This is a genomic window from Nocardia asteroides (assembly GCF_900637185.1).
Classification (GTDB): Bacteria; Actinomycetota; Actinomycetes; order Mycobacteriales; family Mycobacteriaceae; genus Nocardia; species Nocardia asteroides.
The window spans coordinates 1892224-1910690 of record NZ_LR134352.1 but is presented as its reverse complement, the minus strand read 5'-3'; the positions used below and the strand labels follow the sequence as shown (position 1 = coordinate 1910690).

Here is an 18467-nt window from a genome sequence, read left to right as displayed (position 1 = left end):
CGTGTCCGCTAGCGGTAGGGGGCTGCCGCGGACAGGACGGCGGAGCGGTAGGAGGGGCCGAAGAGGATGGCGTGGATCAGGAGGATGGGGAGGGTGTGCAGGGGGATGCGGGTCTCCCAGTCCGGGGACAGAGGGTGAATTTCGTTGTAGGCGGCGATGATTCGGGGGTAGTGGGGGGCGGCGCCGAAGAGGGTGAGGGTGGCGAGGTCGGTTTCGGGATGGCCGCCGTGGGCGGCGGGGTCGATGAGGTAGGGGGTGTCGGCGGGGCCCCAGAGGATGTTGCCGGGCCAGAGGTCGCCGTGGATGCGAGCCGGAGGTTCGGTGGGGGCTTCGATGTGGATGGACTCGACGACGGTGGCGTCGGCGGGCTCGAGGGCGCCCGCGTCGACGGCGAGTTTCAGGAAGGGCAGGATGCGGCGTTCCCGGAACCAGGCCGGCCAGTCGTCGCCGGGGGTGTTGTCCATCGGGATGCTGCCGAAATAGCCGTCGGCGGGGCCGCCGAAGGAGGGGGCGCCCGCCTGGTGGGTGCGGGCCAGGTCACGGCCGAAGCGTTCGGCGGCGGCCAGGGTGGGGGTGGCGTGCTCGACCCATTCCAGCAGCACCAGGTCGTCGGTCGCGGCGTACACCTCGGGCACCGCGACCCCGCCCGCCTCGCGTAACCAGCGCAGCCCGGCGGCCTCCGCGGCGAAGAAGCCGGGCGGGGCAGCGACGGGACCGTCCGTGGGCGCCGCCGCGACACCACCCGGCCAGGTCTTCAGGAACAGCTGCGCGCCGTCGTCGAGCCCGATCCGTTCGGTCACCGCGATGGACCCGCCACCGACGGGGGTGGTGCGCAGGCGCTGATGCGCCAGGAAGGTCGGCAGCAGGTGCGGGTTGTCCCGCAGAAACGGCAGGTCCACGGCCGCCATTGTGCCCAGCCGCACCCGTCGACGCGGGGAATCGGTCGACCTCGTTTATAAACAGGTATTACTAAACACTGTTCATAAAGGGTCGAAACGTGGTTTCATCGTCACGGACGTGTTCCACATCACGTCTACCGGACCGGAGGAGACAGCCGTGACCAGCACCAACATCCCCGCGGGATTCGATTTCACCGATCCCGACCTGCTCGCAGCCCGCTTGCCGATCGAGGAGTTCGCCGAGCTGCGGCGCACCGCCCCGGTCTGGTGGTGCGCGCAGCCGGACCGCGCCAGCGGGTTCGACGACGGCGGCTACTGGGTGGTGTCCAAGCTGGCCGACATCAAGGAGATCTCCAAGAACCCCGACGACTTCTCCTCGCACGAGAACACCGCGATCATCCGGTTCAACGAGGAGACCACCCGCGAACAGATCGACATGCTCGGCAACATGCTGATGCTGAATCTGGATCCGCCGCAGCACACCAAGATCCGCCGCATCGTGTCCAAGGGCTTCACCCCGCGCGCGGTGGAGAACCTGCGGGCCGCGCTGACCGAGCGCGCCGAGCGCATCGTGCACGAGGCCAAGAAGTCCGGGCGCGGTGACTTCGTCGAACAGGTGGCCGTGGAACTGCCGCTGCAGGCGATCGCCGAACTGCTCGGCGTCCCGCAGGAGGACCGCCGCAAGATCTTCGACTGGACCAACCAGATGATCTCCTACGACGACCCGGAGTTCGAGGGCAACCATCACGTGGCCACCGCCGAGGTGATGGGCTACGCCTGGAACATGGCCGAGCAGCGGCGGGGTTGTCCGGCCGCCGACATCGTCACCCAGCTGGTCAACGCCGACGTCGACGGTGAGCATCTCGGCTCGGACGAATTCGCGTTCTTCGTCATCCTGCTCGCCGTCGCGGGCAACGAGACCACCCGCAACTCGATCACCCACGGCATGAAGGCCTTCGTCGACAACCCGGAGCAGTGGGAGCTGTACAAGGAGCAGCGCCCGCGCACCGCGCCCGACGAGATCGTGCGCTGGGCGACCCCGGTGACCGCCTTCCAGCGCACCGCCACCCGCGACCTGGAACTCGGCGGGCAGCAGATCAAGCGGGGGCAGCGCATCGGCCTGTTCTACAGCTCGGCCAACTTCGACGAGGAGGCCTTCACCAACCCGTTCGAGTTCGACGTGCTGCGCAACCCCAACCCGCACGTCGGCTTCGGCGGCACCGGCACGCACTACTGTGTCGGCGCCAATCTGGCCCGCCTGGAGATCGACCTGATGTTCAATGCCATTGCCGACGCGATGCCGAATCTGCGCCAGGTCGCCGACCCGGTGCGGCTGCGCAGTGGCTGGCTCAACGGCATCAAGCGCTGGGAGGTCGAATACGCTTGAACCGAACCATGATCGAGGGGGTGGCCGGGTGACGGGCAAGGCACGTGGCCGGGCGCCGGTGGTGACCGACACCGACATCCGGCGGGTCGCCAGGGCACTGCTGGCGGCGCAGGGGCCCGACGCGGTGACCCTGCGCGCCATCGCCAGGGAGCTCGGCGTCACCGCGCCCGCGCTGTACCGGCACTACGCCTCCCGCGACGAGCTGATCGAGCGGCTGCGCACGCAGTTCTGCACCGATCTGGCCGGGTTCCTCTCGGCCGAGATCGCGGTGCTGCCCGACGACGGCGCCGTCCAGTTCCTCGCCATCTGCCGTGGCTTTCGGCGGTGGGCGCTGGCCAATCCCCGGGAATACACCCTGGTGTTCGCCTCGCCCACCTCCGGTCCGGAGATGATGCGCCGCTTCGGCGAACCGTTCGGGCGGATCTTCCTGGCCGCGGCGGGCAGGCTGCTGGCCAATTTCGAGATCGCCACCCCGCCCGGCGAGACCATCCCGGCGGCGCTGCGCGACGACCTGATCGGCTTCCAGACCGAGCTGCTGGCCATGCTGTCCGAGTCCGGGCAGAAGTTCCCCGCCGAGAAGCTCGACCTGGGCGTCACGTATCTGATGGTGCAGATCTGGGCGCGGCTGTTCGGCCATGTCACCCTCGAGGTCTTCGGCAACTACCCGATCCCGCTGGCCGATCCCGAGGTGATGTTCGACGCCATGCTCGCGGATCTGGCCCGCACCACCGGGTTCGCCCGCTGAGTCACCGCTGCGCCGCGAACGCGGTGATCGCCGTGGCCAGCGCGGCGGCATGGGTGAGCGCCAGCCCGTGGTCGGCCCCGTCGACCAGCACCGATTCGGCGCGCGGGAACCATTGGGTGATCCGTGCGTGCACCTCGGCAAACCACGGACCACTCGCCGTCCCGCCGAGGTAGAGCACCGGCGCCCGGACCCGGGCCGCCTCAGCGGCGGTGAAGGTCCAGTTCAGCAGCGCGGGCAGATCGGTGGCGAAGAAGGTGCCAGCGTCGGCCGTCGCCTGCGCCCTGGCTCCCGGCAGCTGCCGGTCGAGGATGTCGCGCCAGTCGGGCCCGCTGACGATCCCCATCAGGTGCGCGAGGGCGACCGCGCCGCCCGCCACCCGGTACTCCCGCTGGAGTTCGCCAGTGACGGCGCGGAATTCGGCGACGTGCACCGGCGGCGGCTCGATCAGGATCAGCGAGCGGACCAGCTCCGGCGCGTCGGCGGCGAGCTGTACGGCGACGGCCCCGCTGTAGGAGAGCCCGAGCACGTGCGCGGAGTCGACCGCGAGCGCGCCGAGCAACGCCGCGCAGTCGCGCGCGTCCCGGACGATCGAGCCGGGCCCGGTGACCGGGTCGCTGCCCGCGTAGCCGCGCCGGTGGTAACGGACAGTGGTGAAGTCGCGGCTCAACGCGGTCGCCAGTGGCGCACATTCCTCGGCGAGCAGCCCGGTCTGGATCAGGACGAGCGGCGCCCCGGCCCCCTCGACGATCACTTCCAGGCTGGTATCGCCCGCGACCACCCGGCGGGCTCCGCCGGAACGACCGGACCTGACAGCCACCCCACGCAGTCTATCCCTCGACTCTGTCGGTGCGGTGGGCCAAGATCGAGGCCGTAACCGATCGGGATGGGGAGTGGGTATGGAGCGCGAGCAGTTCGTGCAGACCGTGATGACGAGTGTGCGGGCGCACGGGGTCGACGACGCCGAATACTCCGCCGACGAGTTCAGCGTGCATCACAGTGACGGCCGGGTCATGTACCTGGACAACATCTTTCGCGAGTGCCAACAGCTGGACGCGGAGGCCCGCGCGGAACGCATCAGCGATTTCGTCCTCGCGATGACCAGTTCGGACGAGGTGCCCGCGGACTGGGACTCGGTCCGTCCGCTGCTGCGCTCGGTGCTGCGGCCGGTGACGCTGGGCCAGGACGGCCCGCGCCCGCTGCGCCGGGCCGCGTTCCCGTTCGTCGACGAGGTGGTGGTCGTCGACCTGCCGCGCACGCGGACGTTCGTCTCGGCCACGGCGGCCGCCGACTGGGGGGTGAGCACCGAGCAGGTGTTCGCCGCCGCCCGCGCGAACCTGACCGCGCTGGCCCGGCCCGGCTCCCCCGACGACCTGCAGATCGTGCGCTTCGTCGACAGCGGCGACTCCTACTGCGCCTCCTGGCTGCTGGTCCCCGGCTGGCTGGCGGGCTACGCGGGCGGGGCGTTCCGGCCGGTCGCCTTCATCGCCGAGAACGATTCGCTGCTCGTCGTCCCGGACGATCCGGAACTGCTGGTCGGCGTGTTCGAGATGGTCGAACAGCAGTACCGCGACGCCGCCCGCCCGGTGTCGCCGCAGGGCTACACCGTCGACGAGAACGGCTCCGTCGTCCCGTTCGACGAGGCGGGCGCGCACCCGTCGCTACCGCTCGCGCTGCGCGCCCGCGCCGGCCTGGCGGCCACCGAGTACAGCCTCCAGACCGATTACCTGAACACCACTTTCGAGGATTTCCTCGAGCTGCCCGAGCTCGACATCGAGCCCGCCTACGCGGCCACGGTCAACTACGAGGAGTCCACCGACGGCGCGTTCACCTCGGTGGTGTGGGGCGAGGGCGTCGAATACCTGCTCCCCGAGACCGATGTCGTGCGGTTCCTGCGCCGCGACGCGAACGACGAGGTCGAACTGGTCTGCACGGTCCCGTTCCCCACCGTCGTCGAGATCCTCGGCCTGACCCCGCTGCCCACGATCGAGCCCACCCGCTTCGAGGCGCGGCGCTGGCCCGACGACGCGGCCATGGCCCGGCTGCGCGCGGCCGACATCGAGGGCTAGCCGAGCAGATGCGCGAGCACGCGATGCGCTCGCTCGCGCATCTGCTCGGCCGTCTGATCGGGATTGTCCAGCCACCACGACACGACCGCGCTGACGCTGTTCATCCAGACCCGGGTCAGCACCTCGAGGTCGCGCGGATCGGTCGGCGAGCCGCCGGCGAACGCCGAGGACACCCCGGCGGCGGCCTGCTCGGCGATGAGCCTGCGATACCGGCGGGCGACGGTGGCGGCCGCCGTGCCCGCGGGCACGCTGCGGTCGTAGAGCACGTTCCAGTCGTGCGGGCGAGGTTCGAGCGCGGTGAACACGGCGTCGAGCACCGCGCCCGCCGCGGTGCGGACACTCGGGCCCGGTGTGGTCATCGCCGCGGCGATGCCGCTGGTCAAGGCGGCGCCCGCGCGCTCGACGCACGCCGCGCACAGTCCGTCTTTCGTGGCGAAGTATTGATGGACAAGCGGTTTGGACACTCCGGCGCGCCTGGCGACATCGACGACAAGGACCGAGGCGTAGCCACGGGTGCCGAACTCGACCGCCGCGGCGTCGAGAATCTGCGCTTCCCGCTCACCCCGCGGCATTCCCTTGCTGCCCGACCTGCCCGCCATCGCCTCACCTCACTCGCGGCGGGCCGTCCGCCCGCCTGATCCGGATCGACGGTAGCGGTCGGCCCCTGCGGCGTCGCCGACACCCTGCCGGGGTGATCCAGCACACACTTGCGGATATGACCTCAGAGTCATATCTTTCTGATACTTCTAGTTACGCATACATCGGTGTTTGCGAAAGGAATCTCGATGAGTGTCACAGACGTCCTGCTGCATGCCGCCCAGCGCGGCGCTTCCGGCTCCTACGCCCTGCGCGGAACACCCTTCGATCCGGCGACGCCCTTCCATCCACCGCGCGGCCGCTACGCCACGGTGCACTACGGCCTGATGCTGCCGAACCTGCCCGCGCCACTGAACTTCATCGACGTGATCACCGTCATCGGACAGCCCCGGATCGCTCTGTGGCGCAACGATCACCTCATCGAGACGACCGCCGCCGACACCGCCAATCTGCTCGTCGGCGCCGGTGTGCAGTTCCCCGGCCAGTTCCGCGGTTACCAGGTGAGCCGCGATCTGGAGCTGGCCCCCGACGGCAGCGTCGTCCGCTTCGGCGACGAGTTCCAGCTCGAAGGCCACTACCCGCACTTCACCGTCGCCTACCGCAACCCCGAGTTCGAGCTCGACCTGCGGGTGCGCGCCACCGACAAGGTCTCCCACTTCGCCAAGCTGCGCGGCGGGCTCTACGACCACTGGTCGCTGCTGTGCCGGTACGAGGGCACCGTCACCTACTACGGCAAGACGACCGAGATCGCCGGGCTCAACACCCTCGAGTACGCGCGCGGCGCCGACGTGGCACTGCCGTTCAGCTACTTCACGTACCACATCCTCAATATCGACGAGGTGACCCAGGTACTGATGACCGAGGTGCTCGGCCCACTCGGCGTCCCGGTGCAGCGCTCGGTGTACGTCCGCTCGCTCGACGACCACGGCGGGACCTACGAGAACGACTTCCGGTACGAGGTCCACCGGGTGGAGCCCACCCCGCGGCGCACCCCCAACGACCTGTCGATGAGCCTGGCCACGGACTTCTCCTGGCGCGTCGACGACGAGCACGGCGCCGAGCTCATCCACATCGACGGCACGACCAACGACGACTACGTGTACGGCATGGCAGGCGGTTACGTCGGCAGCTACCGCTACACCGGCCGGTTCCGCGGCAGGCCGGTGGACGGCACCGGCTACATCGAGTGCATCGGCGATCGCTGACCCGCGTCAGGTGAGCGGCGGTGCGGTCGCCCAGGTCTCGCCGGCGACCACGATGTGGTCGAGGTAGCGCAGGCCGACCGTGTCCGCCGCGCCCGCGAGCAGCGAGCTGGCCCTGCGGTCGTCGTCGCTCGGCGCGGGATCACCGGAGGGATGGTTGTGGACCACGGCGAACGCGCGGCCGTCGTGGCGCAGCACGGTATTGAGAATCTCCCGGACCGGGACGGCGACGCGGTCGATGGCGCCCTCGGCGACGAAGGCGCGATGACGCAGGCGATGCCTGGCGTCGCAGATCAACACGAGCAGGCGCTCGACCCTGGCGCCCGCGAACAGCGGGACCGCCACACTCGCGATGTCGGCGGGCGCGGTGAGCTGCGGCGCCGCCGCCGTCGTCCGTGTTCTGCTGCCCAGGTGAAAGGCGGCGATCACCGTCGCCGCCTTGGCGGGCCCGATCCCCGCCCTGCGCGCGAGTTCCTCCGGCCGCGCGCCCGCCAGCTCGGCCAATCCGGTGTATTCGCCGAGCAATTCGGCCGCGAGCTCGAGCGCGGACCGGCCCCTGGTGCCCTGCCCGAGCAGCAGCGCGAGCAGCTCGACATCGCTGAGCGCCTGCGGCCCGTGCAGCAGCAACCGCTCGCGTGGCCGCTGGGCGACGGGCAGATTCGTGATCGGTACCGACATCGTTCCCCCTGCTGATCGGTGACGGCACCGATCATCCCAGCGGGCACCGACAGCTTCGGCGGGCCGAGCTAACCTTCGGCCACCGGCGTCGCACTGAAGATCGAATCGGCCATCAGCCGTTCGAGATTACGGAGCTGGCGCTCGTGCACCACGATGCGGCGCAGCGCCTCGTTGACGGTCGCGTTGCTGTCGGCCGTGCCCATGATGTCGGCGGCGGCGTCGAGCAGGTGCTGATCGAGATCTATCCGCAGGGATCGCAATCGTCCTCCTTCGTCTGATCGCAATCTTGCGTTACCGGGTCGGCGCGCGTCCGCCGATTCACCGCGTCGTTACCGAATGCCCGCGTTCGCAAGTCCGCACAGCTACCCGGCGGAGCCGCGAGGATCGGTATTCAGCAAGCACACAGAAAACGCTGATGATGGCCGGAATGGGACCGCGCGCACACCGAGTACTAGACAGTTTGCACAGTTGTGCGCGTCGTGGTTGTCGGCCCGCGGGCGCGGTGCTTGCCTTGAGGCATGTTCGACGAGGCACAGCTGTACTCGCCGGTGACGCGCGAGCGCGACGGCGACGTCACCGTGCATCTGAGCGCCGAACACCCCGGTGTCGACGACGCCGACTACAGGACGCGGCGCAACGCCATCGCCGCGCTCGCCCTCGACTACCGGCCCGGCGGCGCGGTACCTCGGATCGACTACACCGACGACGAGCAACGGGTGTGGCGGATCGCCTCGGCCGAACTGGCCCGCAAGCACGAGATCTACGCGTGCACGGAGGTCAGGGCGGCCGCGGAGGCACTCGCCCTCCCCCGCGATCACATCCCCCAGCTCGACGAGGTGTCGCGACTGCTCGGCCCGCTCACCGGATTCAGCTATGTACCTGCGGCGGGACTGGTCCCGCTGCGTGAGTTCTTCGGCTCGTTCGCCGACCGGATCTTCCACTCCACCCAGTACATCCGGCATCACTCGGCGCCGCTGTACACCCCGGAGCCCGACGCCATCCACGAGATCATCGGCCACGCCAATCAGATCGCGAGTCCGCGCTTCGCCGCCCTCTACGAGACCGTCGGCCAAGCGGTCACCAGGTTGCAGACCGACACCGCGCTGAAATTCCTCGCCGATGTGTTCTGGTTCTCGCTCGAATTCGGCGTCGTCCGCGAGGACGGCGAGATCCGCTGTTACGGAGCCGGACTGCTGTCCTCCTACGGCGAGATCGACGAATTCCGCCACGCCCGGCTACGCCCGCTCGACGTGGCGGCGATGGGCACCATCTCCTACGACATCACCCATTACCAGCCGGAATTGTTCTGCGCGGATTCGGTGGATCAGCTCGTGGACGTGCTCGGCGAATTCTTCGCGACCATGGACGACGAGACACCGGCCAGGCTTGGGCATCACCACAACGCGGTGCCGTAGCGACATCCGAAATCGTTGTCACAGAACACAGTTCGATCAATCACCATTTCTCACCTGGTGAGACGCGACAGGCGTGCGCGTATCCGAACTGTTACTTTCGACCGGTTCTACGAGCTTTTCGAAAGGGTCGGGTAGACCGAAAATGACTGTCGACGTTACGGATACGCAAGCCGATCAGAACCCCGAACCGGAGACCCCGCTGTGGCTGCAGGGTCGTGAGGCGGTGATCGCCGCCGCGGCACCGACCGAATGGCGCGGCAACGTCCCCGATTACGAGTTGAGTCACGAGGTGATCCCGCGCGAGCGCTCCACCGAGCACGCCCCAGGTTCGCTCGAGGCGATCGTCGAGGATCTGGTGAAGGTCTTCGAGATGGAGGTATCGCACAAGGGCGACCCGGCCACCTGGCTGTCGGTGGTCGCCGAGCAGTACCGCGGCCGGGTCAACGGCGGCGAGTGGCAGGACGCCGAGGAATTCGCCCGGATCGGCAGTTACAACATCCTGATCGGCGACAACCCCTACTACGAGGCGGCGAACGAGACCTTCGAGTCCTCACACAAGGTCTTCCACACCGCGTTTCCCGGCGGCTTCTTCTGGGAGGTCATCGAGGTGCTGTCGGGCCCGCCGACGGTGAGTTTCCGCTGGCGGCACTGGGGCCGCTACGAGGGCGAATACAAGGGCCACCAGCCCACCGGCGAGCAGATCGAGATGTTCGGCGTGACCATCGCCCGGGTCAGCGAGGATCTGCGCATCCTCGAGCTCGAGCACTTCTACGACAACAACAAGCTGCTCGGCCCGCTCGCGCACGGCTGCCCCGTGCAGCACGGCGCCGCGGAATAGGTCAGCTCCGGTCGCTGCCGTCCGGCGCGTCCTGCGCGCCGAACGGCAGCCCGGCCTGCAGGAATCGCAGGGCGTGACCGACATTGTCGGCATTGATCGGGGTGGCGGTGACGATGGCGAGCATGGTGCCGATCATGGCGCCCGCCGCCACCCGCACCTCGAAGTCGTCGGCGGGCCTGCCGGTGTACTCGGCCAGCAGTTGCGCCGCCAGTTCGATGCTGCGCTGGAATTCCAGGCCGATCGCCGGGCGCAGTTCGGGCACGTGATAGAGCAGGGCGTGCCGCTCCTGCTCGAAGGCCATGTCGGCGGGCGACATGGTCGCGAACACGGCCTCGGTGGCCTTGCGGAAGGCGGTCAGCGGATGCTGGCCGCGTGGCTGCGCCGCCAGCGCCTCGATCATCGGCGCGTCCTGGTCGTCGGCGACGACCAGCTGTTCCTTGGTGGGGAAATAGCGGAAGAAGGTGCTGGGCGAGACCTCGGCGGCCGCCGCGATCTGTTCCACGGTGGTCTCGGTGTAGCCCTGTTCCCGGAACAGCCGGAACGCCTCGACCCTGATGGTCCGGCGGGTCCGCTCCTTCTTCCGCTCGCGCAGCGACATCTCAACCGACATGTATCGATTCTGCCGTATCCGCCGCCGCCCGCGGTGCCGCCGCGGGCCCGCGCAGCCACAGCGCGGCCACCACGCCCGCGAGCAGGCACAGTGCGGCACAGACCGCGAGCATGGTGTCCATGCCGGTGACGAAGGCCTGCTGTACCTGCGCCAGCATGGCCGCGTCGCCGGTCTCGCGCGCGACGGCGACACCCGCGTTGACCCCGTCGGAGATCGGCTCGCGGTTCAGCTCGCCGAGGTCGGCCCGGTACGCGGTGGCCAGGACGGTGCCGAGCACCGCCACGCCGATGGTGCCGCCCGCCTGCCGGAGTGCCTGCAGCAGTGCCGAACCCGAGCCGGACCTGGCCGCGGTGAGTTCGCCCATCGCCAGTCCCATCGCCGCGGGCATGACCAGTCCCATCCCGGCGCCGAGCACCGTCGTCCACAGGGCGGTGAGGCCGTAACCGCTGTCGACCCTGGTCAGCGCGCCCAGCCCGATCCCGCCCGCCAGGACGAGGAAGCCGGCGGCGAGCACCACCCGCACGCCGAGCCGGGGCAGCAGCGGGTCGACCAGCCTGCTGCCGACGACCAGCCCGCCGATCATCGGCAGCAACCGGACCCCGCTGCCGAGCGCGTCGACCCCGAGTACGGCCTGGAAGTACTGCGGCACCGTGAAGAACATGCCGAACATGGCGAAGATCACCAGGATGGAAAACGCCGTGCCCCAGCGGAATCCGGGCGTGGCGAACAGGCCGAGGTCGATCAGCGGCGACGCGGCGCGACGCTGCCACCACAGGAATCCGGCCAGCAGCGCCACGCCGCCCGCCACCGCGAGCCAGCCGATGACATCGGCCCAGTCGTGTTCGCCGATCCGGATGAATCCGTAGGTCAGCCCGAGCATGCCCGCGGCCGAGAGCACCGCGCCGGGCAGGTCGATCCGGAAGCCGGTGTCGCCGCGTGATTCCGGGACCAGCGTGGCCACCGCCAGCGCGCCGACGACCACCAGCGGCACATTGATCAGGAACACCGAACCCCACCAGAAGTGCTGGAGCAGCCACCCGCCGAGGATGGGGCCCAGCGGCAGGCCGACGGCGGTGGAGGTGACCCAGATCGTCAGCGCGCGCTGTCGTTGGGCCGGCTCGGGGAACAGCACCGGCAGCACCGCCATGGACAGCGGCATCAGCGCGGCGGCGGCCACGCCGAGTGCCACCCGCGCCGCGATGAGCTGACCGGCCGACCCGGCGAAGGCGCAGGCCAGCGAGGCCAGCCCGAACAGCACGAGCGCGCCGAGCAGCATCTTCTTACGCCCGTAGCGGTCGCCGAGCGCGCCCGCGGGCAGCATCAGCGCCGCGAGGGCCAGCGTGTAGGCGCTGCTGAACCATTGCAGCGCAGCGGTATTCGCGTCGAGGTCGACGGCGAGGGTGGGAATGGCCACCGTCAGCACGGTGACGTCGAGCCCGATGGTGAGCATCGCCAGGGCCAGTGCGCCGAGCGCGAGCCAAGGGCGGGTGGCTTCGGTCCGCATATCTCCTCCACTATGAGAGTTTGTACTTTTTGATAGTAACTCTCATTTGATAGATTATGTCAATATAGGCACCTGGCCGGTGCGCCGACGGTCCGCGGGCTCGCTAGGCTCGGGGGCGATGAAGACCCGTGAACTCGGCGTGCGCGCCGCCGCCACCCTCGGCGCCGCCGCGCTCGCCGCCGCCGTGGCCTACGCCCCCACCGCCACCGCGGCGCCGACCGACACCTCGAGCGGATCGAGCACCACCACCACACCCCCGTTCACCACGCCGAACACCGACGGCTGCCCGCAGCGCACCCAGCCGCCCGCCCCGATCGACACCTCCGAGGTGCCCGCCCCGGGCGAGCCGACTCCGAGCGCGATCCCGGTGCCGGATCCGCCGATCGGCGGCGACCGGATGAGCGAATGCGGCGTCGTCCTGCCCAAGGGCGCGCCGCCGCTGCCCGCCGACATCTCGGCCACCGCGTGGATGGTCTCCGACCTCGACACCGGCCGCGTCCTGGCCGCCAAGGACCCGCACGGGCGCTACCGGCCCGCCAGCACCATCAAGGTCGCGCTCGCGATCGTCGCGCTGCGCACCCTCGACCTGGACGCGGTCGTCACCGGCACCCAGGCCGACGCCGACGTCGACGGCACCAGGGTCGGGATCGGACCGGGCGGCCGCTACACCAATCGCCAGCTCATGCAGGCCCTGATCATGTGCTCGGGCAACGACGCCGCGCACGCGATCGCGGCCCAGCTCGGCGGCGACAAGGCCACCGTGGCCAAGATGAACGACGTGGCGAAGTCGTTGCGCGCGTTGGACACTCGCGCCGCCACCCCGTCCGGCCTGGACGGGCCCGGCATGAGCACCTCGGCCTACGACCTGTCGGTGCTGTTCCGCGAGGCGATGAACATCCCACTGTTCGCCGAACTGATCCACACCGAACAGGTGGACTTCCCCGGCTACCCCGCCGATCCGAAGATCCCCGACGACAAGGACCACCCCGGCTTCCCGATCGCCAACGACAACCAGCTGCTCTACAACTACGACGGCGCGATCGGCGGCAAGACCGGCTTCACCGACGACGCGCGGCAGACCTTCGTCGCGGCCGCCGAACGCGACGGGCACCGGCTCGTCGTCACCCTGCTCAAGGCCGACGTGCGCCCGATCCGGCCGTGGGAGCAGGCGGCTCGGCTGCTCGACTACGGATTCGCCCTCGACAACGACGCCAGGATCGGCAAACTGCCCGAATCCGGTAGCGAGGCAGTGCATCCCACGGTGCCGCTGGCCACGCCACCGCCGCGCGCCGACGGCACCCAGGCCCAGCCGCAACAGCAGCCGCACCACGCGGCGCGGGTGGCCACTCTGATCGGCGCGCCACTGGCCGTGATGGCGCTGGTGCTGTGGATCCGGCGGGCCTACCGGCGCGGGCGCTGAGTCAGCGTCGCCTGCCGAACAGCACCAGGGCCAGCGCGGCCACCGCGCCCGCGCCGAAGTAGGCGGCGCCCGCGCCGGTGGTCATGCCGTGCTCGACCACCCGCGGCTGGATGACCACCGCGCCCGGCGGCGCGATCTCGGCGCCCCGGTCGTTCTCCGGCGCGGTCGCCGCCCAGGCGGTGGCGAACAGCAGGATCCGGTAGGTCATGTAGGTGAATACCATCAGACCGATGATCGAGCCGAAGGTGGCCCCCGCCGGGCTGCGCAGCACCATCTGCAGGTAGATCGCGCCGATGAACTTGAAGATCTCGAAGGCGATCGCCGCCAGCGCCGCCGCCCGCGCCGCGCTGCGCAGCGACACCTTCTCGCGCGGCAGCCGGGCGATCATCCACGCGAACACCGCCCACGACGCGAGCAGACCGAGCGCGATCGACAGCACCGCGAGCACCACCGTCGCACCGGGCAGATGATCGGCGCCGATCGCCTCGAGCAGCCCGCTGCCGATCCCGCTCGACGCCACCGCCGACAGGCCCAGTGACACCACGAAGGCGAGACCGAGGCCGACCAGCGCGCCCACATCCGACAGTTTGCTTCGCCACCAGGGACTTTCGGGACTCTGGCTCTCCCACTGCTCGGTCAGCGCCGCCCGCAGGTTCGCGATCCAGCCGAGCCCGGTGTAGAGACCGACCAGCAGACCGAGCACACCGACCGTGCCGCGCGAGCGGATCGCCTGGTCGATCAGATCGTTGATCTGCGTGCCGAACTCGCCGGGAATGTTCTTCACGACGCTTTCCTGGAGCTCGGTCAGCAGCTCCGGGTGGCCGGCCAGGATGAAGCCCGCCACCGAGAACGCCACCATCAGCAGCGGAAACAGCGACAGCACGGTGAAATACGTGATGCCTGCTGCGAAATAGTCACCGCGCTGGCGCTGGAACCGCATGCCCGCCCGGATCAGGTGATCCAGCCAGGGCCTGCGGTCGACCTCGTTCTCCAGCTTGGCCTTGATGTCGTCGACGAGCTGCATGGACCCTCCGTCAGCGGGCCAGGAAGCCCACCCGGTCGTATACCTGCGCCAGTGTGTTGCCTGCGATCTCGCGCGCCCGTTCGGCACCCGAGGCCAGAATTCGGTCCAGTTCGGCCTGATCCGACAGGTACTCCTGAACCTTCTGCTGCACCGGGGTGACGAATTCGACCAGCGCGTCGGCCACGTCGGCTTTCAGATCACCGTAACCCTTACCCGCGAAATTCTCCTCGAGGGTGACGATCGGAGTTTCGGTGAGCGCGCTCAGGATCACCAGCAGATTGCTCACGCCCGCCTTGTGCTCCGGGTCGTAGCGGATCTCGCGCTCGGTGTCGGTGACGGCCGAGCGGACCTTCTTCGCGGTGACCTTCGGGTCGTCGAGCAGGTTGATCAGGCCCGCGTCGGTGGCCGCCGACTTGCTCATCTTGGCGGTCGGATCCTGCAGGTCGAAGATCTTCGCGGTGCCCTTGACGATGTGCGGCTCCGGCACGACGAAGGTCTTCTTGAAGCGGGTGTTGAAGCGCTGGGCCAGGTTTCGGGTCAGCTCCAGGTGCTGGCGCTGATCCTCGCCCACCGGCACCTGGTGCGGGCGGTAGAGCAGGATGTCGGCGGCCATCAGGACCGGGTAGGTGAACAGGCCGACGGTCGCGTTCTCCGCGCCCTGCTTGACCGACTTGTCCTTGAACTGGGTCATCCGGCTGGCCTCGCCGAAACCGGTGATGCAGCTGAGAACCCAGGACAGCTCGGCGTGCTCGGGGACCTGGCTCTGCACGAACAGGGTCGACTTCTTCGGGTCGATGCCGAGCGCGAGCAGCTGCGCCGCCGCGGCCTTGGTGCGCGCCCGCAGCGCCTTGGGGTCCTGGCTGACGGTGATCGCGTGCATGTCCGGGATGAAGTACAGCGCGTCGTAGTCGTCCTGCATGGTCACCCAGTACTGCAGCGCACCCAGGTAGTTGCCGAGGTGGAAGGAGTCGCTGGTGGGCTGGATGCCCGACAGCACCCGCTGCTTACGTTCGGCCGTCGCGGCCGGGGCAGGACTGGACATACCCCGATCTTTCCATGACGCTCAAGCGGAATTTCGCTGCACCCAGTTGCGCGGATCGACGCCGGGCATGCTCGGCTTGCCCGCCCGCACCATCTGCTGTTCGCGGCGGGCGAGCAGCTGGTAGGAGGGGGTGCTCGGCCCGGCGAGCGCGCCGGCCAGCACCCGGGGCGCCAGCGGCGGAGCGACGTGCGCGGTGCGCAGGCTGCGGCACAGCGTGCCATAGGCCAGCTGATCGGCGATCCCCCACTCGATGCCGTACATGTCCCGGATCCGGGGCGGCAGACTGCCCTGCACCAGCAGGTACAACGCTGACCCGACCTGCTCGGCGGGCGGGCGCAGGCGATAGGCCTTGCGGTGCCCGGCCAGGTACGAACCGACCAGGTCGGCTTCCTCGGTGAGGAACAGCTCGGCCGAGCGCAGATAGTCGTCGAAGTACCGGCGGAAGGCCGGGTAGTCGGCGGGCGCGGCCGCGCGCGGCATGCCGAACAGCTCGCCCCAGCGCACGTAGTCCTGGTAGAGGTCCTCGCGTTCGGTGGCGGTGAGTTCGCGTACCAGCCGGTCGTACATCGCCTCGGCGGAGTCGAAGGTGAAAGCCATCGTCATGAACATCAGATGCGGATCGTGCGCCGCGTAGGCGGTGCCCGCCGGGTAGTGCTCGCCCGCGTCCTCGGGCAGGGTGCCGACCACTTGCTCGTGCTTGCGCCGGGTGAAGGACAGGGCACGATCGGCCTCGGCCTTGCTCCCGAGGAAGACCGCCTCGAACAGGGCGCCGGTGATGGCCAGCCGGGTGTAGGGCGTGGCGCGGTGCGCGGTGTGCTCGCTGGTGCCGACGAACAGCAGGGGGTGCACCGCGCCGATGACCAGTGCCCGCACGCCGTAGGTCAGCCCTACCGCTCGCTTGCTCATCACCCGTCGGATCATCGAATCGTCGGCGAAATATCCGGGTTCGCCCTGCCGTGCGGCCATGCTGCGCCTCCTCGTCGAGTGCATCTGGCAATAGAATCCACCAGAATTGGTAATCTGGCAAGAGCTTCTACCAGAAAGCCTCCCCCCGACGGCAGGACGCAGAATGGGAGCCGTGGCAGCACAACGCACCTATGGTGGCGTCTCGGCCGAACAACGACAGGCCCAACGCCGGACCGCCCTCCTCGACGCGGCGCTCGACATCGTCGCCGAAGAGGGCCAGGCCAAGCTCACCGTCGCAGGCCTCTGCGCCCGCGCCGGACTCAACGAGCGCTACTACTACGAGAATTTCGAGCACCGCGACGGGGTACTGGAGGCGCTGCTCGACCGGATCGCCGAGGAGCTGACCGGCGCGATCGTCTCGGCGCTGACCACCGCCGATCCCGACAGCCGGTCACAGTCACGCGCCGCGATCGACGCGGGCATCTCGGTGCTCATCGACGATCCGCGCAAGGCCAAGGCCGCGCTGATCGCGGGGATGGCGACCCCGGAACTCCGCGCCCGCACGGCCCGCACGGTCCGGGCGTTCTCCCGGCTGGTGGCCGCGGAGGGCAGCGGTTTCTACGGGGTCGAGGTGCCGCAGAAACTCGTCGACTTCCGCGCGATCTATCTCATCGGCGGGCTCACCCAGACCCTCACGACCTGGCTCGCCGGCGACCTCGACCTCACCCGCGCGGAACTGATCGACCAGGTCACCGACGTGTTCGTCCTCCTCGGCGACGACCTGGCCGAACGACACCGCTGACAGCCCCGCCCGCCGGCGGTTCAGCCGATGAGCGGCACCGCGTCGAAAGCGTCCGGCTCCCCCTGGAGCACGACGCGGAAGACGACGTCGCGGCGCGACCAGTAGGCGGCGCAGTCGCGCATGGCGCTGTCGAACCAGGCGCGCTCGGCGGGGTCCTCGGCGAGCAGGTCGCCGGCGGTGCGCACCACCACGACGTAGCCGGGCGCGTCACCGACGAAATCGTCGAGGTCGCGCAGGCATTCGTCGAAGGCGTCCTTGTTGGCGCCGAAGTAGTACGGGAACTGGAAGGCGGCGGCGAACTCGTCGAACAGTTCGGCGACCGTGCGCATCTTGGCGCCGCGCAGTTCCCGCACCTGGTAGTCGGCGGGCGCGTCGTAGCGAACGCCGCTGAACGCCGAAGCGTCGACCGCCAGCGCGCCGAGCACCGGGCGCGGTCCGGCCGGCGCCGCGGCGGCGGGACGAGCAAGGAACTGCGACAGCGTCATCCGCGGGGTCATCAGCGCATCCTCGTGAAGGTCTCGTAGTGGTCGCCGGTGTACCAGGCGGTGCCGTCACTCCCGGTGACGATGCGTTCGGCATCGCGACCCCGGTTGCGCTGCTTGGGATTGACGTCCCACTCCTGGTAGGTCACCGCCTTGCCCGCCGAATCCTTCGGCGGCAGTTTGGTCCCCCGGTTCATCCACTGCTCACCCCCCTTGGTCCCCGGCGCGTTCGCCGAATCCGGCCACCGCCCCGCATCGATCTCGACGAGCGTGACATACGCCCGATCCGGCACCCCGGCGGCCTTGGTGACCGGCGACGCACTGGAGTTCCCGGCCGGCGGCCCCGGTTTCGGCGCGGTTTTACCGGTGGTGACCCCCGCGACCGGCGCCGTGGTCGTGGTCGCGGTGGTGTTGTCGGAACCGCGCCCACCGAGCAGGGTGAACCCCACCGCCAGCACGATGAGAACGAGACCACCGAGCAGGCCGAGCGTCTTAGCTGACAGTTTCATCGGGATGCGGCGCCGCTACCACGTCATCGATCCGCAACAGCGCCATCTCCTTTCACTAGCGATCCATGCACGGCGGGTCAGCCGGAGTTCGGCTGCCACGCCCCCTGACCTGCGGCAATGGAATGCCACTCCGCCATAAGCTACGGCAACGACGCATCAGGGTAGTCGACCTGGGCATCCGATCCGCGGCTACGGAGAGGTCGATCCTGTCCATCGGCGGGCCACACGACCACCGCCACCAGGACGACAGTCGGCACCGCGAAAGCGAGCAGAATCCCGGCGGACATCAGCAGTCCGCCCTCGAACCGACCACCGGAGGTGCGACTCTTTCGCTCGCTTCG

Annotated in this window: 20 protein-coding genes; 8 read left to right on the top strand and 12 right to left on the bottom strand. The window is 69.3% G+C overall.

Features of this window, described 5'->3' with window-relative positions:
* Positions 1-8 precede the first annotated feature (8 nt).
* Positions 9-908: a fructosamine kinase family protein gene (locus EL493_RS08900; RefSeq protein WP_019045260.1), complete on the bottom strand. Its 900-nt coding sequence runs from the start codon at positions 906-908 to the stop codon at positions 9-11.
* Positions 909-1056: 148 nt separating this feature from the next.
* On the opposite strand from EL493_RS08900, the gene EL493_RS08895 reads away from it, so the two are divergent.
* Both EL493_RS08895 and EL493_RS08890 read left to right on the top strand, forming a co-directional pair.
* The gene (locus EL493_RS08895) at positions 1057-2286 is read left to right on the top strand and encodes a cytochrome P450 (RefSeq protein WP_019045259.1); all 1230 of its coding nucleotides are present in this window, start codon (positions 1057-1059) and stop codon (positions 2284-2286) included.
* 28 nt (positions 2287-2314) lie between these two features.
* A complete protein-coding gene (locus EL493_RS08890; RefSeq protein WP_019045258.1) occupies positions 2315-3031 on the top strand; it encodes a TetR/AcrR family transcriptional regulator in 717 nt (238 codons plus the stop codon).
* 1 nt (position 3032) lies between these two features.
* Here the strand turns inward: EL493_RS08890 and EL493_RS08885 are convergent, their stop codons facing one another.
* On the bottom strand, positions 3033-3848 hold the full coding sequence (locus tag EL493_RS08885; protein ID WP_022567354.1) for an alpha/beta fold hydrolase: 816 nt from the start codon (positions 3846-3848) through the stop codon (positions 3033-3035).
* 79 nt (positions 3849-3927) lie between these two features.
* On the opposite strand from EL493_RS08885, the gene EL493_RS08880 reads away from it, so the two are divergent.
* The gene (locus EL493_RS08880; RefSeq protein WP_019045256.1) at positions 3928-5097 is read left to right on the top strand and encodes a hypothetical protein; all 1170 of its coding nucleotides are present in this window, start codon (positions 3928-3930) and stop codon (positions 5095-5097) included.
* Here the strand turns inward: EL493_RS08880 and EL493_RS08875 are convergent.
* Positions 5094-5696, bottom strand: coding sequence for a TetR/AcrR family transcriptional regulator (locus EL493_RS08875; RefSeq protein WP_022567353.1), 603 nt, complete (start codon positions 5694-5696; stop codon positions 5094-5096). The two genes, EL493_RS08880 and EL493_RS08875, sit on opposite strands and share 4 nt — an antisense overlap.
* Before the next feature lie 186 nt (positions 5697-5882).
* Between EL493_RS08875 and EL493_RS08870 the strand changes: the two genes are divergently transcribed.
* Positions 5883-6899: a DUF6670 family protein gene (locus tag EL493_RS08870; RefSeq protein ID WP_019045254.1), complete on the top strand. Its 1017-nt coding sequence runs from the start codon at positions 5883-5885 to the stop codon at positions 6897-6899.
* A 6-nt stretch (positions 6900-6905) separates the two neighbouring features.
* On the opposite strand, the gene EL493_RS08865 is transcribed toward EL493_RS08870, so the two are convergent.
* Both EL493_RS08865 and EL493_RS08860 read right to left on the bottom strand, forming a co-directional pair.
* Positions 6906-7574 (bottom strand): JAB domain-containing protein, encoded by a 669-nt coding sequence (locus tag EL493_RS08865; protein ID WP_019045253.1) that lies wholly within the window; start codon positions 7572-7574, stop codon positions 6906-6908.
* A 68-nt stretch (positions 7575-7642) separates the two neighbouring features.
* The gene (locus EL493_RS08860; protein ID WP_019045252.1) at positions 7643-7834 is read right to left on the bottom strand and encodes a type II toxin-antitoxin system VapB family antitoxin; all 192 of its coding nucleotides are present in this window, start codon (positions 7832-7834) and stop codon (positions 7643-7645) included.
* Between the two features lie 258 nt (positions 7835-8092).
* Here EL493_RS08860 and EL493_RS08855 point away from each other — a divergent pair, with 258 nt between their 5' ends.
* Positions 8093-8989, top strand: coding sequence for a phenylalanine 4-monooxygenase (locus EL493_RS08855; protein ID WP_019045251.1), 897 nt, complete (start codon positions 8093-8095; stop codon positions 8987-8989).
* A gap of 142 nt (positions 8990-9131) precedes the next feature.
* Positions 9132-9827 (top strand): nuclear transport factor 2 family protein, encoded by a 696-nt coding sequence (locus tag EL493_RS08850; RefSeq protein WP_019045250.1) that lies wholly within the window; start codon positions 9132-9134, stop codon positions 9825-9827.
* Between the two features lies 1 nt (position 9828).
* On the opposite strand, the gene EL493_RS08845 is transcribed toward EL493_RS08850, so the two are convergent.
* Positions 9829-10437: a TetR family transcriptional regulator gene (locus tag EL493_RS08845; RefSeq protein ID WP_036834707.1), complete on the bottom strand. Its 609-nt coding sequence runs from the start codon at positions 10435-10437 to the stop codon at positions 9829-9831.
* Complete coding sequence (locus EL493_RS08840) at positions 10427-11941, bottom strand: MFS transporter (protein WP_019045248.1); 1515 nt, start codon at positions 11939-11941, stop codon at positions 10427-10429. The genes EL493_RS08845 and EL493_RS08840 overlap by 11 nt, the downstream gene beginning before the upstream one ends.
* Positions 11942-12059: 118 nt before the next feature.
* On the opposite strand from EL493_RS08840, the gene EL493_RS08835 reads away from it, so the two are divergent.
* Positions 12060-13361: a D-alanyl-D-alanine carboxypeptidase family protein gene (locus EL493_RS08835; protein WP_019045247.1), complete on the top strand. Its 1302-nt coding sequence runs from the start codon at positions 12060-12062 to the stop codon at positions 13359-13361.
* A 1-nt stretch (position 13362) separates the two neighbouring features.
* Here EL493_RS08835 and yhjD read toward each other — a convergent pair whose 3' ends face one another.
* From yhjD to EL493_RS08820, 3 genes are read right to left on the bottom strand one after another with little or no spacing between them, the layout of a single operon-like run.
* Positions 13363-14385, bottom strand: a complete 1023-nt coding sequence (gene yhjD / locus EL493_RS08830) for an inner membrane protein YhjD (protein WP_019045246.1) — start codon at positions 14383-14385, stop codon at positions 13363-13365.
* 10 nt (positions 14386-14395) lie between these two features.
* Positions 14396-15427: a tryptophan--tRNA ligase gene (gene trpS, locus EL493_RS08825; protein WP_022567352.1), complete on the bottom strand. Its 1032-nt coding sequence runs from the start codon at positions 15425-15427 to the stop codon at positions 14396-14398.
* Between the two features lie 21 nt (positions 15428-15448).
* Positions 15449-16393 (bottom strand): oxygenase MpaB family protein, encoded by a 945-nt coding sequence (locus tag EL493_RS08820; RefSeq protein ID WP_019045244.1) that lies wholly within the window; start codon positions 16391-16393, stop codon positions 15449-15451.
* A 103-nt stretch (positions 16394-16496) separates the two neighbouring features.
* On the opposite strand from EL493_RS08820, the gene EL493_RS08815 reads away from it, so the two are divergent.
* On the top strand, positions 16497-17135 hold the full coding sequence (locus EL493_RS08815) for a TetR/AcrR family transcriptional regulator (protein WP_019045243.1): 639 nt from the start codon (positions 16497-16499) through the stop codon (positions 17133-17135).
* A 20-nt stretch (positions 17136-17155) separates the two neighbouring features.
* Here EL493_RS08815 and EL493_RS08810 read toward each other — a convergent pair whose 3' ends face one another.
* Together EL493_RS08810 and EL493_RS08805 are read right to left on the bottom strand one after the other, a co-directional pair.
* A complete protein-coding gene (locus tag EL493_RS08810; protein ID WP_019045242.1) occupies positions 17156-17632 on the bottom strand; it encodes a barstar family protein in 477 nt (158 codons plus the stop codon).
* Positions 17632-18126, bottom strand: a complete 495-nt coding sequence (locus tag EL493_RS08805; protein WP_019045241.1) for a ribonuclease domain-containing protein — start codon at positions 18124-18126, stop codon at positions 17632-17634. Before EL493_RS08805 ends, EL493_RS08810 begins: the two co-directional genes overlap by 1 nt.
* Between the last annotated feature and the right edge of the window lie 341 nt (positions 18127-18467).